This window comes from Luteimonas sp. A534, from assembly GCF_054072805.1.
The window spans coordinates 1-16255 of record NZ_JBSVRR010000004.1 but is presented as its reverse complement, the minus strand read 5'-3'; the positions used below and the strand labels follow the sequence as shown (position 1 = coordinate 16255).

The following is a 16255-nucleotide window of genomic DNA, read 5'->3' as shown; positions in this document are numbered from 1 at the left end:
CGTTTTCGCCCCTGGAACTGCCTCATGAGCGTCCCCGCCAGCCACCCGATCGCCACCGCCCGCGCCGAAGCCGCACCGCTGCGCTTCGTCACCGCCGCGAGCCTGTTCGACGGCCACGACGCCGCGATCAACATCATGCGGCGCCTGATCCAGTCACAGGGCGCGGAGGTGATCCACCTGGGCCACAACCGCTCGGTGGAAGACGTGGTGCGTGCCGCGCTGCAGGAAGACGCCGACGCCATCGCCCTGTCCAGCTACCAGGGCGGGCACGTCGAGTACATGAAGTACATGGTCGACATGCTCCGCGAGCACAACGCCGGCCACATCCGCGTGGTCGCCGGCGGTGGCGGCACCATCACCCCGGAAGAGATCCGCGAGCTGCAGGACTACGGCGTCGAGCGCATCTACCACCCCAACGACGGCATGAAGCTGGGCCTGGTGGAGATGATCGAAGACGTGGTGGCGCGGGTCACCGCCGCCCGCGAGCAGCGCGGCCAGGCGCACCTGCCGCCGGCGGATGACGTCATCGCCCGCATCGGTCCGACGCACGCGGACCCGGACCAGGTCGCCATTGGCCACGCGCTGTCGGCGATCGAAGCCGGCACCTACAGCGAGACGGAATTGACCGCCCTGCGCAAGCAGTGGGCCGTGGGCACGCATGCGCCGGTGATCGGCATCACCGGCACCGGCGGCGCCGGCAAGTCGTCGGTGACGGACGAGCTGCTGAACCGGTTCCTGGCCAGCTTCCCGGACATCCGCATCGCCGTGGTCTCGGTTGATCCCACCCGCCGCCGCACCGGCGGTGCGCTGCTCGGCGACCGCATCCGCATGAACTCGCTGCGCAGCCACCGCGTGTACATGCGCTCCATGGCCACGCGCCGCCAGAACGTGGCCACCAATGCCGTGCTCAAGGACTGCATCGCCTACCTGCGCGGCCTCGGCTTTGGCCTGGTGATCGTGGAGACCGCCGGCATCGGCCAGTCGGACTCGGAGATCGTCGACATGGTCGACTTCCCGATGTACGTCATGACCAGCGACTACGGCGCGGCCAGCCAGCTCGAGAAGATCGACATGATCGACTTCGCCGAGCTGATCGTGCTCAACAAGTACGACAAGCGCGGCGCCGAAGACGCCCTGCGCGACATCCGCAAGCAGTGGAAGCGCAATCGCGTGGCGTTCAAGACCGCCGACGAGGACGTCCCGGTCTATCCCACCATCGCCAGCCAGTTCAACGACCCCGGCATCAGCTGGATGTTCGCCAACCTGTGCCGCCTGCTGCGCGAGAAGCTGTCGCTGCCCGCCGAACGCTGGACCCCGAACCTCGACACCACCCTGAAAGAGCCGCGCGCCACCGTGCTGATCCCCGGCGCCCGCGTGCGCTACCTGGCCGAGATCGCCGAGCAGGGCAGGGCCATCAACGCCAGCATCGAGAAGCAGGCCGAAGCCGCGGATCGTGCTCAGGCGTTCTGGCAGTCGCTGCACGAGCTCGGTGATGACAGGCTGCCGAACGCGCTGGACCTTTACGCCGCCGCCGACGTGGCGCCCGAAGGCGCGAGTGACCGCAGTCTCCTGACGCTCCGCCAGCGCTACAACGACGCCCTCCAGTCCCTCACCCCGGATTCGCTCAACCTGCTGCGCGCCTGGCCGCAGCGCCTGAAGTCGATCACCGACGAGGTCACCGAATACGAAGTGCGTGGCAAGGCGATCCGCGTCGAGAATTACCGCGAGTCCCTGAGCCACCAGAAGATCCCCAAGATCGCCGCCCCCACCTACAAGTCCTGGGGCGAACTGCTGACCTTCCTCGGCAAGGAGAACCTGCCGGGCAGCTACCCCTACACCGGCGGCGTGTACCCGTACCGCCGCACCGGCGAGGACCCGATCCGCATGTTCGCCGGCGAAGGCACGCCGGAGCGCACCAACCGCCGCTTCCATTACCTCTCCGTCGGCCAGCCCGCCGCGCGCCTGTCCACTGCCTTCGACTCGGTCACGCTGTATGGCGAAGACCCCGCGCCGCGCCCCGACATCTACGGCAAGATCGGCAATTCCGGTGTGAACGTGCCCACGCTCGACGACATGAAGAAGCTGTACTCCGGCTTCGACCTGTGCGCGCCCACCACCAGCGTGTCGATGACCATCAACGGCCCCGCGCCGATGATCCTGGCGATGTTCATGAACTGCGCCGTGGACCAGCAGGTGGAGAAATACCTGAAGGCCGACTCCGCGCGCTGGGCGGCCGCCGAACAGAAGCTCGCCAAGGTGTTTGAAGGCAAGGAGCGCCCGCGCTACCACGGCGACCTGCCGCCCACCAACGACGGCCTCGGCCTGGGCCTGCTGGGCGTCACCGGCAACGAGATGGTGGATGCCGAGACCTACGCCCGCATCAAGGCCGAGACCCTCAAGACCGTGCGCGGCACCGTGCAGGCCGACATCCTGAAAGAGGACCAGGCGCAGAACACCTGCATCTTCAGCACCGAGTTCGCGCTGCGCATGATGGGCGACATCCAGCAGTACTTCGTCGACAACGGCGTGCGCAACTTCTACTCGGTGAGCATCAGCGGGTACCACATTGCCGAAGCCGGGGCGAACCCGATCAGCCAGCTCGCTTTTACGCTTTCCAACGGCTTCACGATCGTCGAGTACTACCTGGCGCGCGGCATGAAGATCGACGACTTCGCGCCCAACCTGTCGTTCTTCTTCTCCAACGGCATGGACCCCGAGTACACCGTGATCGGCCGCGTGGCCCGCCGCATCTGGGCGCGCGCCATGCGCGAGCGCTACGGCGCCAACGAACGCAGCCAGATGATGAAGTACCACATCCAGACCAGCGGCCGCAGCCTGCACGCGCAGGAGATCCAGTTCAACGACATCCGCACCACGCTGCAGGCGCTGTACGCGCTGTTCGACAACTGCAACTCCCTGCACACCAACGCCTACGACGAAGCCATCACCACGCCGACCGAAGAGAGCGTGCGCCGCGCCGTGGCCATCCAGATGATCATCAACAAGGAGCTGGGGCTCAACTTCAACGAGAACCCCTGGCAGGGCAGCTTTGCCGTCGACTACCTGACCGGCATGGTGGAAGAGGCCGTGTACAAGGAGTTCGAAGCCATCAGCGAGCGCGGCGGCGTGCTGGGCGCCATGGACACCATGTACCAGCGCGGCAAGATCCAGGAAGAGAGCCTGTACTACGAACACAAGAAGCACGACGGCAGCCTGCCGCTGGTGGGCGTGAACACGTTCCTGCCGAAGGAGCACGCCGGCGAGATCGCCACCGAGATTGAACTGATCCGCAGCACGGAAGAAGAGAAGGGCCAGCAGATCGCCAACGTGGAGCTGTGGCAGCAGGGGCGCAACGCCCTGGCGCCGGCCGGCGAGACGTCACACGCGCATCAGGCGGCGTCGGACGAGGAGCCGGAGATGGTGCACGACGGGCATGGGCTGGCGTACCTTCAAAACACGGCGCGGGAGAGGCGCAATGTGTTCGAGGCGCTGATGGAGGCGGTGAAGACGCATAGCCTGGGGCAGATCAGTCATGCGCTGTATGACGTGGGTGGGGAATATCGGCGGAATATGTGACGTCATTTATAGATTCGGGGGAACGGAATGAATCAGCCGCTGCAGTCCGAGGTGTCTTTCGAGGAACGTGCGGAAAACCTGTCGAGGACCGAACTGGAGCAGTGGACGGTTCTTTCTGATGCTGAAAGAAGAATAGTAAGGAAACTGGTTGGCCCAGGGGCGAAGCTATTGTCGGGGCCCCGCGGAAGTGGAAAGTCTACGCTTCTCAGAACGGCGTTCTACGAAGCTTTTAAGACCAAGGCTTCATTCGCAGTATATGTAAACTATTCAAGAGCCTTGGCCATTGAGCCGCTCTTTCACACGCACGCGAACGCCACTGGCATATTTCGGCAATGGGTGCTTGCGAAAATAATTTACGCAGTTGCGGAAGCCACCAATATTTGGGGAATCGCGCTGACGACGGCGGAGGCCGAGCTAGTACACAAGTGCGATTGCTACATAAAAGCACTGCAATCTGGCGATGCTACCAACGATGGGAGCTTAGGGCCTTCCGTGGTGGCAGAGATCTTGGTGGGGCTCGCTAAGCGTGCTGGGGTAACTCGCTGCGTACTACTGCTCGACGACGCAGCGCATGCGTTCTCCGTACCTCAGCAGAAAGAGTTTTTCGAGATTTTTCGCGAGCTTAGATCGAGAGAACTGTCAGGAAAAGCCGCAATATATCCTGGGGTCACTAGCTTTTCTCCAATGTTTCAAGTTGGCCATGAAGCCGAGCTGCTGGAAGCCTGGTTCCGACCAGATGAGCCGGGCTATCTCGGAACGATGAGACAGGTCGTCGCCTCTCGTTTCCCGCAGTTCAAACCCAAAGACCCGGCCGTGGTGGATGCGTTGGCTCTCGCTTCGTTTGGGCTTCCGCGTTCCTTCCTCAATTTGTGTTACGACCTGCATGAAGAGTCAAAGGTCAATACCAATGTTCGTGCATCGCTTGTTTCGACGGTGGCGACGTCTGCGGAGATAACAAGGACCGTTTTTCAGAATATTGCGGATAGGCTGCCTAGATTCAAGCACTATATTGAGGTCGGCGAAAGTCTGGATCGCGCGATGCTCTCTGCGCTCAGGGATTTCAACAAGAATAAAGACCTGCGGTCGAAAGCTGTCGTTGTTGCTCTTTCCGAGCCGATCGAAGAAGGGCTGCGGCGAGTTATCAGATTCATGGAGTACGCGGGCTTGCTGAGACCGCTCGAGGGAACACTGTCGAAGGGAATAAAGGGCTCGTATAAGAGATATGTGGTTCATTATTCTCTTTTGATATCAAGTAATAGTTTGTCCTTGGGTCGAAGTTATCGGGTTTCCGACATCGTTGAGGCCCTAGCTAAGATTAACTCACATTCTCTGGTAAAGACCCGAGCGGAGACCTTGCTTGGGAAGAACTATGCCAGCGAATGCGTTCTCGCATTGCCCCCTTGTCCTAACTGCAGCACATTGCGGACATCGGAAGGCCAGAAGTTCTGTATGAACTGCGGGCAGGAACTCAAATCTGCGTCGGTGTACAAAGATCTATTAGACGCAACAGTCGATCGGCTACCTCTTCCCCAGAGAAAGATAGCCGCGTTGAAAGATCAAGGCTACTTAAAAGTGGCACAAGTTGTTTCGGATGAGAGCCAGGGCTTTAGGAAGCAAGGAAGCTCAATTGGTAAGGTTTGGGCAGCCAGAATCGTGAACGCTGCGGAGGAGTGGTTCAGTGTCTAGGCACGGACAATTGGAGGTCTGTTCGAGTGAAGAGTCGGTAGCTTGGATAATTGACGAGTTCTTGGTGGAGCTCTCAGGCGGCGACGGACAAAATCCAATATCCCGATACTTTGAGGTCACCGAGCACCTGAAGAGAAAGCTCTTGAGTGCGGGAGAGGAAGATGCGGCAACCTTGGGGCTTCTTGTAATCGGAGTGATCTCTGCTCTTGAGTTTTATATTCGAAGCCTGTTTGCGCACGTCTACTTGTTGTGCCCGCTTTCCCAGCGCCACTCAGAGCTTGTTGCGGCCCCCTTGGGCGGCCTCTCTTTCCATGCCGGCACTGGGCATCCATACCTGCTTAGTGCTTTTGAGCACGAGAGCTTGGCAGACTCGAAGAAAATCAAGGCTTATTGCGAGAAGTACCTGGGCTTGAAGATAGCGTCGGATCGGTCAGTAGAGGTTGTGCTTGCTGACTTCGACAAGCTTTGCGAGTTGCGCCACTGCCTGGTCCATGCGAACGGCTATGTCGGTCTGAAGGCAAGTAGAGAGCTAGGCTTGCCGGGAAGGTCACCTCGGAAGATATTGTTCAGGAAGTCACTCGTCTTCGAGGTTCTCAAGGTCGCGCATAATGTCGTGCGCGCGGTCAACAGGTCTATTGCCGATCAGGCGGTCGACAGATGGGTGGATTTTGGCGTTCTTGACGGGACTTGGTCTAACGACAAAGCAAGGTTTACATCGTTGTTTGCACTGTTTCGTTTAAGTGGTGAGGACGGTCACTCGGGTATCGCCTATAACTCCTATCGAACTTATCAGCGTTCAATTCGGGCGCGTGCTAGCTCGGAGATGGCCTCGGTCGGGATCTGATTGCCAGAAAGAGAATGGGTCAAATTTACTTTTCTGACGAGGCGTCGGAGGTCCAGGCGTCGGGCAGGTTCCTTCCGTGGACATCGCCAGAGCGAGTGCGTAGGGCGTCAGGTGGCTCGCGAGAAAAACTCAAGCAGATGACCGTCGCTGGGGCGATGCGCTAGTGGGGCTTCAGGAGGACTGGCATGAGCCACCGCTCGCACCGCCATCGGGCAAGCATAGCGCGGACTAAAAATGGCTCAGAAGCGTATTGGTAATGGGACGGTGTTGCCCAGCGATGATGCAGGGCCGGGCGAGACGACTACCCAGCGAACAATTGGGACTTAAGCAATTGCTGCGCCGAAGCTGGCAAATAGGTCCCCGGGAAGTTCGTGCGAAAGACGCCAGTTAATGGCCATTGGCCGCTCACCCTCGTGGCTCACATAGGTAGCCGGGCCCAGTAGCCAGAATGCACGATCATCGGTAGTCAGGCGGGCGAAAGGCAGCACCACGCTGCCATGGGCCTCATGGGTCTGGTATCGCCGCCCTGCCTCGCTTGCTTCGCGAGTTCCTGACTGGCTGTCCCAATGAAGAAGCGTCGGGCTGATCGCATAGTCCCGGTAGCGAGTAGTAGGCGAGAAGTGGCCGCTAGTCTTGTCCAAAGTAAACGCCAGCAAGTCGACCTGGGCCTCGGCCAGCCAGCGCACACCTTCGCGCCATTCGGGGACCTTCAGGCCGTATCCAGTCGCGAAGGCCGCCAGCGCTTCGCGACGGGTGTACCTGGCGTGGACGCAGAGAGGTACGTCAGGGTGCGTCGAAAGAGATTGCTGCACGTGCTCGACGCGGTCTGCCAACACATCCAGAAGCTGGCAGAGCTCGGCCAGGACTTGCGGATGTGCCCAAATGAGGTCGGCTGCCTCCTGTAGCGTCTCATTGCTCTTCAGCACGGCCTCGGTGAGCACTGTTGCGAGCATGTGGAACAGTCGGCGTGTCCGAACGTCCAGTGCGCCCACGTTTGGCGCAGTCGGAGTCTTGGCAAAAGCCCGGTACTGGTCGATACGCAGTGCATCGTCGATGTGCAGCAGGCGCCCGACAGCCCGGCGCAGCGTTGCTTCGTGTGGTCCGGAAGGAATCGTGGGGACGCCGCCGGTTTCGAGGAGATCCGACCAGCTCCTGTTGTTGGAGTAAATCTCCCCCAGCTCGATCCCAGTCTGTTCAAGGAAGTTCTTGAGCGTGATCGTTGGGTCAGCCTCGGCCACGCGTCGCAGCTCCTGTGCACGGGCCGGCCAGGTGTTCGGGATGCTCTGGCGGATGTTCGCCAGCACGTGCTGCGACGCCACGGCGTCGAGCTGCATATGGCAGCCGCTTGGCAAGTACGGGAAGCCTTGTTCGATGGTGCGTTCGATCTGTTTCCGGCTCCCCCCAAGCAGGGCGGCGTAGCGACGGTGCATCCGAAACTCTTTGCGGTGCTGGCCGACAAAATCCAGCACAGTGCAGACGCTCTTGTTGAGTTCGCGCCGCAGCCCGCGTCCAAGTTGCTGCAGGAACACCGTGGGGCTGTCGGTAGGCCTCAGGAGCAGCAAGGTGTCGACCGAAGGAATATCGACGCCCTCGTTGAAGAGATCCACCGAAAAGACGATGCGGACCTCCCCCGCGGCCAGTGCTTGTAGCGCCTGCTCTCGCTCTTCGCGCGGTGTGTCGGCTGAAACTGCCACGGCGGGAAGGTTGGCCGCGTTGAACTGCTGCGCCATAAATCTTGCATGCGCCACGGAGACGCAGAACCCGAGCGCGCGCATGGTGTCCGGGTTGGGGACCGTCTTGAGCGCGTTGGCGATGATCCGCCGCGCGAGGATGTGGTCGCCGGTGACGAGCTGGCTGAGTTCCTGCGGGTCGTACCCGCGCCCTCGGCGCCAGCTGACGTTTCGATAGTCGGCGCCGTCGGCGATCCCGTAGTAGGCGAACGGCACCAGCCGGTGCTGGTCGATCGCATCCCAGAGCCGCAGCTCAGCGGCTATCCGGCCGCCAAACCATTGCAGGATGGGCTCGTCATCGCCGCGCTCGGGCGTGGCGGTCAATCCGAGCAGCTCTCGCGGCAGCAGGTGATCCAGTAGTGCCTTGTAGGTTGGTGCTGCCGCATGGTGGAACTCGTCGATGATCACGACATCGAAGTGGTCGGGCGGCAAGTTGTTCAGTCCCTGGGCGCTAAGGCTTTGGATGGACGCGAACACATGCTCGAAGCGGGTAGGGCGGTCGCGGCCCACCCACAGCTCGCCAAAGGCTGCATCGCGGAGCGCGTGCCTGAAGGTGGCCAGACTCTGGTCGAGGATCTCCTTCCGGTGGGCGACGAACAGCAGCCTCGAGCGAGGCAGGCGTTTCCGCAGCCGCTGGTAGTCCAGGGCGGCCATGACCGTTTTTCCCGTGCCGGTCGCCGAGACCAGCAGGTTCCGGTGGTGGCCCTGCAAGCGGGAGAGCTCGATCAGTTCCAGTAGGCGTGACTGGAACGGCTCCGGGCGAATTTCGACGGGGCTTAAGTAGATCCGCGGGCCATCGGCTCGCGTCTTGGTGAGCTCGCGGAACTCCTCAACGTCAAACTCACGGAAGTCGTCGTTTTGCCAATAGCTTTCGAAGACCGCCGAGAACTTGTCGATGACGTCGGGGTTACGGGCTCCTGACACCCGGACGTTCCACTCAAGGCCGGTGACCTGGGCTGAGTAGGTCAGGTTGGACGAGCCGATGTACGCGGTGGAAAACCCGGTATGGCGGTGAAACAGCCAGGCCTTGGCATGGAGCCGGGTGGTGGAGGTGTCGTAAGACACGCGGATCTGGGCGCCAAGGTCGCGCAGGGCTTCGAGCGCGGCGAGTTCGGTGGAGTTGGTGTACGTGGTAGTCAGTAGACGCAGCGGGCGCCCGCCGTCGACGTGCCGGCGCAGGAGGTCGAGCATCGGCCGGATGCCCGTCTGGCGCACGAAGGCCATCAGCACGTCGATGCGGTCGGCCGAAGCCACTTCAGAGTTGAGCTGGTAACCAATGCGCGGCTCGCCCGGTGCATTGGTCAGCAGCGTGGTGTCAAGGAGCGGAGTGGCCGGGAGCGGGACCTCCTCGGGCTGGCCGTCGGGGCGGAGGGCGCCAATGGCGCGGAGAACGTCGCCGGTTGCTGAGAGAGCGTCAGTGGCGTCGACGCCCTTGCTCTCGGCCGCCAGCAGTCGGGTCACCTCACGCGCGAGCCGGGCTCCGACCTCAGTGCGCTGGCGGGCGTCAAGCGCGGCAACGCTGCGGCGGACGAGAGCGGCCAAATGGAACGCAATCCGGTCGGCGGCCTCCTCCGGGTGGAGATCGACACGCTGGGCTCGATGCTTCGGGTCCAGCGCCGACAGGGCCTCTTCGAGCCCTTCGGTGACTAGTTGCTCGTAGAGCCCGCGGTGGAGTCCTGACATATGGCGTCCAGGCTAGCAGTTTGGGGACCAAGATCGTTGGCCCCCTTCGCAGGCTATGAGAACGCCGCTTCTTACCCTCCTCCCATTCGCACGACTTGGGAGGAGAGCACCATGGAAGGAAAGTTCACAGTGTTTGAGTACGTGTACCGGGACGCAGGCAACTTCAAGACGGCAGGGTGCCTGTTGCTCTCCGGGCAGGATCCGCACGCAGAAGGCGCCATCCGTCCCTGTCTGGAATGGGCAGATCAGTTCGTGGCCGAGCAAATCGGTGTCCCGGCGTTGTGCGAGGCGCACTGGGAGTCTGTGGGCGAAGACCCCTCGGACCTTGACCACGCCTTTCATGAGCTCCTGGGACTGCGACCGGCCAAGCGCGAAGACTTCACCCTAAACGTGTGGGGCTCAGTGGAATTGATGGTGAGCCGAATGCAGACGGCGGCGGGCAAGTGGGACGTCGCACTGTCGCCGAACTGCGATTTGTAGTCCCGAGGGTGAAGCTCGACACGCCGATGTGCGGTGAAGGGTAGCTGCCCACAGCGCTGGCATGTTTGTTGCATGCCACACCATGTGCTCCGGGAATGGAGCACGCATCGCCTGGTTCCAAGGCGAGGACTTCGGTCTGCGGCCCAGCGGCCGGGCTGGCAGCATCGACTTCGCAGGCGCTGTGTTCCGGGAGCTGTCTAACGCCCAGGTCTCACCGCGCGTGAGCGACCACTTGCCGCTGTGGGTGGAGTTCACCACCGACCGCAGTGAAGAGCTGATGGCGAAGGTGCTGGGGGTGGATATTGATGGGCCGGAGCCGTTTGGGGGTGTGGTGGATTGAACTCCTGGCTTGGCCCGCTCCTTGCTTGGACTACATCGGCCTTCGGGCCAAGGGGCTCAAGCACGTACATGTGGAAGGGGGCGAGATATGCAATCGATCAAGCAGTTCCTGTCAGACGAGCAGGACGAATCCGCAGTTCGGAAGATCCTGCCGAAGGTGTCCGAGCTGCTCACGAAGGATGAAACCGTCGAGTACATCGCGGTGCAGAAGAAACTTGTCGTGAATCTTTCGCCCGACGCGATCGTGCTTACCAACAAGCGGTTCATCCTGGTGCAGCCGAGCATGTTCGGGATGAAGTTCCAGGATTTTCCGTGGCGTGAGGTCGACAACGTTCACATGAGCGAGCAGATGCTCGGTGCGACGCTGACCTGCAAGACCACGACTGGAAAGACCGTCGCGCTTGAGAGCCTGCCCAAGAAGCAGGCGCGGCGCGTGTATTCGTACGCCCAGCAGATCGAGGAGCAGGCCTACGAGAAGCGTCAGCAGGTCGAGCTGGAGAAAATGCGGGCTTCCGCTGGTGGCGTCGTCCTCCACGCACCCGTGGCTGCGCAGCTGCCAGCTGCTGCTGCGATCCCTGCCGAAGACCCGCTGGCAGCTCTCGCACAGCTCAAGCGGTTGCTGGACGCCGAGCTGATCACTCCTGAAGAGTTTGCCGGGAAGAAGGCTGAGATCCTGGCGCGTCTCTAAGGACAACACTCTCGTCTCAAGGATGGTTAAACGCATGCGATCTGGACTGAAACGCGTCGAGGAGCGGCGCAACGACGCCTTGGCCGGAGAGGGCTGGGCGCGCGTCGAGCAGCTGCTTGCGGACTACTACCGCCGTCAGGGCTACGCCGTGGATCATTGCGGCACTGGCGCAAGTGGAACCCGCTTCGATGGTGGCGTGGACCTTCGTCTGCAGCGCGATGCCGAGCGCGTCGTGGTGCAGTGCAAGCACTGGAATGTCTACCAGGTGCCGCACAACGCCGTCCATGAACTGCTTGGGGTCATGGTCAATGAACAGGCGACCGCGGCGATTCTGGTTACCAGCGGCGAGTTCACAAGGGCCGCGATCGAGGCGGCCAGGCGGCATGGCCATGTCGAGCTGGTCGACGGTGGAGATCTCCGTCGGATGCTGGGGCCGCAGATGGAGGGCTTCGAGCGCACGGTGCAGGGGCAGGGCCGGGACAGCGGTGGACGCTGGGGAACCACGGCCGGAAGCTTTGGCGTCTATGCGGCGGAGCGGCTTGTTTCTGCCGCGGAAGAGCGGATCCGCCACGGCGGAAAGCGACGCGGGAGATCAATGATCGCCAGCAGCGTCGGGGCTGGGCTTGCGGTGATCCTGCTGAAGCTGCTGTTCGCGCTGGCACTGCTTTACTTCGGGAGCACGATTCTTCAGCGTGCTATTCGGAACATCGCGCCGACACCTGCCGCCGCTGTTGATAAGACGCAGCCCGCGGAGGCGCCTTCGAGTCCTGGGGCAGGGGCTGAAGCGGCACGGAGAAGCAGCGCGAATGCGTACCAGTCGAGGCCAAGCGCTCCAGTGATCCACCAGCAGTCGCCAGCCGAAATGGAGGCATGGCGGAAACGTAATGCCGAATCCATGGAAATTTTGCGGGAATCGACGCCTGAACTGCCGGTCGACCCACGGAGACAGTGAGCTGTCCCGACGGCATCTTCAGGGGTTCCATGCTGGAGGTCCTCGTTGTGCGTCTGGGGTTCGCTCGGCGGCATCACCCGTCGTGATGCGTCTCCAGATAACCCGACACATCATTATTGGCGATGGCCAGCAACATGCCGTAGAGCGTGTCCTCCAGGCGGCGTGACATCGCGCCCGCGACCACCGGGTTGTCGCCGTACTCAGCCTGGATGCCCGCATCGACCATGTCCGCCAGTTCCTGCAGGCCGGCCTCGATCTCTTCGGGCGAGCCGGACATCAGCTCGGTGAGGTACTCCCTCAGGCCCGCCTCGATCTGGGAATCGCTCAGTCCTTCGGCGGTGCCGTACAGGTCGATGAGGAAGTCGGCGAACTTGCCGGTCGGGACAAGGCTGCCGATGGTGACCACCGTGTCGATGATTCGCAGGATGCCGTTGACGCGGGCCTCGTTCGATTCCAGGTCGCCCAGGAAGGGCATGGCCTGCGCGATCAGCAGGGCGGGTGACAGGATCTCCAGGCGCCCCAGTGCGTCCTGTGCTTCGGCGGACCGCGGATCCACGCCCACGATGTCCGCCTGTTCCTGGGTATAGGCATCGAGCTTGTTGGCCACGGCTTCGCCGTAGGCATTGTCCCCGTTGAAGGCGGTCACGCCGAGCAGGAAGCCGAGGCGCCGGGAGTCGTCGGCGGCGTACTGGTCCGGGTTTTCGTAACCGTCGGTGAGGTCGTCGAAGATCGCGTCGGAATGGCTGATCATCAGGCGCGACAGGGCTTCGGTCCGGGGGTCGGAGGTGCGCTGGGAGAAGACGTCGTTCTGGACGAAGTATTCCTGGTTGTCGCCGGCCCAGTTGGCTATCTCCACGGCCAGCTCGGTGCTTCGGGGGCCACCGGCCTCGGCGACGGCGACGATCAGGCCGGCGAGGGCATCGGGTGAATGTGTGTCATAGCCAACGGAATCCTTGTCGGCCAGGAGCTCCCGGATGTGCTGGCGCTCGGCGGCACTGCGCTCGGGGGATGCATAGGCGTTGTACAGGGCCTGGCGGCTCAGTCCGTCGCCGCCCAAGCCTGCGACCACGATGTTCGCCCAACCGGTGATCGGTACCTCGGTGCCGTGCGCGGCCTTGTGGCGATCGGCACCGGCGAGGGTGTCCAGTGCCTGGGTGGCCATCGCCTCCTCGAAATCCTGCATGACCTGGCTGTTGGATGCGCCGAACAGCATCTGTGCGCCACGCTCCTGCTGCGGACCGAAACCGCCAATGCCCAGGCCGAACACGTCATAGAGTTCGTCCTGGCTGAGCGAACCTTCCGCGTGCTTGGCGGCGATCGCGTCGGCAAGGGCGGTCATGCCGCTTCGCGGGTAGCCGCTGCCTTCTTGGGCGGCGAGGCTGGATGTGTTGATGATATCGGTCCAGCGATCCGGCTCTCGGCGCTGCAGTTCGTCGAGGATCGCCTTGGCCTCTTCGGGCGTGCAGCACTTGGAAAGCTCCTCCAGCAGTACGGCCGTGGGGTCGCCGCGTCCCTGTGCCTCCAGGACGTTGTCCACCGCCTGGTCGACATCGACCGCATTGCAGGACGGAGTGGTCGGGCTTGGCGCCCCTGCGTCGGGGGTCATGAGGATGTCGTACATGGCAGATATTCGACCGGTGTGGGGTGTCCCATGTTCGCGGCGGGCATGGGCACGCAACAGGTAGGGTAGACCCCAGCTCCATTCGAATACGTCCCGCGCTGGAAGCGTGCTCCTGGCCACGGTCTGTTCTCCAGCATGGCTCACACGCGGGCGGGAGCCGGAAGCCGGAAACGGGATCCGGGTCATGCTTGTCATCGATATTTCATGCGTTGTGCACGGTTCGCGCCGTTCGCGCTGGATTAGGGTGAGGCTCCCAACCAGGCAAGGAGCGTGCGATGAACAAGTGGACCCTTTCTGCGGCGGTCGTCCTGATGGCCGCCGGCTACAGCGCGGACGCGATGGCTGCGCGGCACTACATCCAGGTGATCGGCGAGTCCTACGGTCGCAGCGCCGAAGAGGCGATCGACAACGCGTGGCGCGACGCCGACAGGCAGTGCTACCTGAGCTGGGGCCAGTCCGACCAGGACATCACCGTCCTCGATGAATGGATCGACCCGGCGACCGGCTATTCGCATGCCCGGGTCTCGCTGGGCTGCACGCAGGACGACTGACCGTCACCGGGGAGGCGGGCATCGGCCCGCCTTGCCCAAACACCTGCACCCGGCCTCACCGCGAAATTTCGAACACCGCCGACACCCGCTCGGTGAATTCGATCGTCGGCTGCAGGTAGCGTCCGCTGTCCATGCGTGAGCCCGTGACCTGGATGCGATCCAGCGTGGTGTTCCCGTAACCATCCGACTGCATCGAGTTCAGGCTGTTGATGCTGTACACGGGCCCGAGTCGCCCGCCAAACGCCGTCGCCAGGCCGCCTGCCTTCTCGCGCGCATCCGCCACGGCCTTCGCGCGCGCGTCTTCGCGCAGGCGCACTTCCTGGCTGATCCGTTCAACGCCTGCTCCTCGTTCCCCGACTGGAGAATAGCCCAGCCGTCCCGACACCAGGCTGCGGGTTTTGCGTGCGCGATTCGCACCCGCCCAGCCCGACCCCCGGTCGGTTCCGGCTGTAGCCTGCGGGCGGTTAAAGTCGCCCGCATGGATGCCACTCAGATCGTCGAACTGTTCGACCAGCAGGCGCCGGGCTACGACCAGCAGTGGTCGCGCACCGTCGCCATCCGCGACTGCCTCTACTTCCTGCTCGATCCCATGCTCGCCGGGCTGCCTGCCGATGCACGGGTGCTGTGCGTGGGCGTGGGCACGGGGGTGGAAATGGCGCACCTGGCGCGGGCGTTCCCGAAGTGGACCTTTACCGCGCTGGAGCCATCGGGCCGGATGCTCGAGGCCTGCCGCGCCCGCGCCGCGGCGGAGGGATTCGCCGATCGCTGCCACTTCCACGAAGGCTTCGTCGACTCGCTGCCGGCCGGGACGAACTACGACGCCGCCACCTGTTTCCTGGTGTCGCAGTTCCTTGTCGACCGCGTGCAGCGCGTGCGCTTCTTCGCCGACATCGCCGCCCGCCTGCGCCCCGGCGGCCTGCTGGCGAGTTCGGACCTCGCCTCCGACGTGGCTTCGCCCGCTTACGGGGTGCTGCTGCCGGCCTGGCTGCGGATGATGTCCGCGGCGGAGGTGCCGGCAGAGGCCATCGAACGCGCCCGCGTCGCCTACACCCGGGACGTGGCGGTCCTGCCGCCGGCGGAGGTGGCATCCATCATCGCTTCCGGCGGCTTCGACACGCCAGTCCAGTTCTTCCAGGCCGGGCTGATCCATGCCTGGGTCTCGCGCCGCAGCGTGGTCGCCTGACGGCTGTTTCCGATGCGCCGTCCTCGCCCGGATCAACCTGCTCTACCACCAGCCGCACTGATGAACTTCCCCGCCAGGGTTTCCGCCGATACCCGCAACAGCGTCGGGTTGACCTGCATCGCGAACCTGCCGCGGTCCGGATGGCCGTGGGACAGCACGACATCCTGCTTCGCGAGGCGTTCGCGGAGCAGGTCAGCGCCCACCCCGGTCACCGTCATGAAGAAACGGCTGGTGCCCTGCGGGAGCTTCTCGAACGAGAACCGGCTGTCGTCCTGCAGCAGTGCGATCACCCGGTCAGCCACCTGCCAGGACTTCGCGTAGTCCGCCAGGTAGCTGTCGACGAACCGCAGGGCCACCGCGGCCGCCGGCCAGGCGTGGGGCAGGGCGCCGCCGAACATGCGCCGCTGGTGGTACAGACCCTCGATGAAGCCGGCATCCCCGGCGAGGATCGCCCCGGAGGCGGCGTTGAAGTGCTTCCAAAGCGAGACGTACACGGTGTCGAACAGAGCGCTGTACTCGTGGAGACTCTTGCCCGAATGGAGCGGCAGGTTGAACATCCGTGCGCCGTCCAGGTGCAGGCGGATCCCGCGCTCGCGGGCGAGGCTGCTGACGCGGCGGAGCTCTTCGAAGTCGGCCATTTCGTGATGGCGCCGACGCACCGGCGATTCGATCCCGATCACGCCGACGCGGGTCTCGACCCGGCCGCTGTTTGAGCGCGCCAGCCAGCGCTCCACGTCCTCGATGGGGAGGGTGCTGCCTCCTTCGGCCAGGGGCACGAGGTTCAGCCCGCTCAGGGTCTGCGCGCAGTCGCCGCTGTCGTTGTAGAAGTGGCTTTCCGCCTGCACGAGCACGCGACGATCGTCCCCGGCGAGCTTGCGCACCGCGAGGTGGTTCGCGAGCGTTCCGGTGGGCAGGTAGATCG

12 protein-coding genes are annotated in these 16255 nt (G+C 63.3%); 8 read left to right on the top strand and 4 right to left on the bottom strand.

All coding sequences use genetic code 11. The features are described 5' to 3' along the window. The first annotated feature begins 24 nt into the window (after positions 1–24). From ACW5F0_RS10265 to ACW5F0_RS10255, 3 genes are all read left to right on the top strand, one after another. Positions 25–3576 (top strand): methylmalonyl-CoA mutase family protein, encoded by a 3552-nt coding sequence (locus ACW5F0_RS10265; protein ID WP_456999679.1) that lies wholly within the window; start codon positions 25–27, stop codon positions 3574–3576. 27 nt (positions 3577–3603) lie between these two features. Next, complete coding sequence (locus ACW5F0_RS10260) at positions 3604–5262, top strand: hypothetical protein (RefSeq protein WP_456999678.1); 1659 nt, start codon at positions 3604–3606, stop codon at positions 5260–5262. Between the two features lie 64 nt (positions 5263–5326). Next, on the top strand, positions 5327–6106 hold the full coding sequence (locus tag ACW5F0_RS10255; protein ID WP_456999677.1) for a hypothetical protein: 780 nt from the start codon (positions 5327–5329) through the stop codon (positions 6104–6106). Between the two features lie 323 nt (positions 6107–6429). On the opposite strand, the gene ACW5F0_RS10250 is transcribed toward ACW5F0_RS10255, so the two are convergent. Beyond that, entirely contained in the window at positions 6430–9519 is a 3090-nt protein-coding gene (locus tag ACW5F0_RS10250) for a DUF3427 domain-containing protein (RefSeq protein ID WP_456999676.1), read from the bottom strand. A gap of 111 nt (positions 9520–9630) precedes the next feature. On the opposite strand from ACW5F0_RS10250, the gene ACW5F0_RS10245 reads away from it, so the two are divergent. The 3 genes from ACW5F0_RS10245 to ACW5F0_RS10235 all read left to right on the top strand — a co-directional run bounded on the left by ACW5F0_RS10245 (position 9631) and on the right by ACW5F0_RS10235 (position 11978). Next, positions 9631–9999 carry a hypothetical protein gene (locus tag ACW5F0_RS10245; RefSeq protein WP_456999675.1) on the top strand — a complete coding sequence of 123 codons (369 nt, stop codon included), beginning with the start codon at positions 9631–9633 and terminating at the stop codon, positions 9997–9999. 427 nt (positions 10000–10426) lie between these two features. After that, positions 10427–11026: a PH domain-containing protein gene (locus ACW5F0_RS10240; protein WP_456999674.1), complete on the top strand. Its 600-nt coding sequence runs from the start codon at positions 10427–10429 to the stop codon at positions 11024–11026. 34 nt (positions 11027–11060) lie between these two features. Further along, positions 11061–11978: a restriction endonuclease gene (locus ACW5F0_RS10235; protein WP_456999673.1), complete on the top strand. Its 918-nt coding sequence runs from the start codon at positions 11061–11063 to the stop codon at positions 11976–11978. 73 nt (positions 11979–12051) lie between these two features. On the opposite strand, the gene ACW5F0_RS10230 is transcribed toward ACW5F0_RS10235, so the two are convergent. Beyond that, positions 12052–13599, bottom strand: a complete 1548-nt coding sequence (locus ACW5F0_RS10230; protein ID WP_456999672.1) for a hypothetical protein — start codon at positions 13597–13599, stop codon at positions 12052–12054. Between the two features lie 275 nt (positions 13600–13874). Between ACW5F0_RS10230 and ACW5F0_RS10225 the strand changes: the two genes are divergently transcribed. Beyond that, entirely contained in the window at positions 13875–14150 is a 276-nt protein-coding gene (locus tag ACW5F0_RS10225; protein WP_456999671.1) for a hypothetical protein, read from the top strand. Positions 14151–14205: 55 nt separating this feature from the next. Here the strand turns inward: ACW5F0_RS10225 and ACW5F0_RS10220 are convergent, their stop codons facing one another. Then, the gene (locus tag ACW5F0_RS10220) at positions 14206–14466 is read right to left on the bottom strand and encodes an SIMPL domain-containing protein (protein WP_456999670.1); all 261 of its coding nucleotides are present in this window, start codon (positions 14464–14466) and stop codon (positions 14206–14208) included. A 162-nt stretch (positions 14467–14628) separates the two neighbouring features. On the opposite strand from ACW5F0_RS10220, the gene ACW5F0_RS10215 reads away from it, so the two are divergent. Then, complete coding sequence (locus ACW5F0_RS10215; RefSeq protein WP_456964861.1) at positions 14629–15333, top strand: class I SAM-dependent methyltransferase; 705 nt, start codon at positions 14629–14631, stop codon at positions 15331–15333. Between the two features lie 32 nt (positions 15334–15365). Here the strand turns inward: ACW5F0_RS10215 and ACW5F0_RS10210 are convergent. Then, a partial coding sequence (locus tag ACW5F0_RS10210; RefSeq protein ID WP_456999669.1) for a threonine aldolase family protein occupies positions 15366–16255 on the bottom strand: 890 nt, incomplete at its 5' end.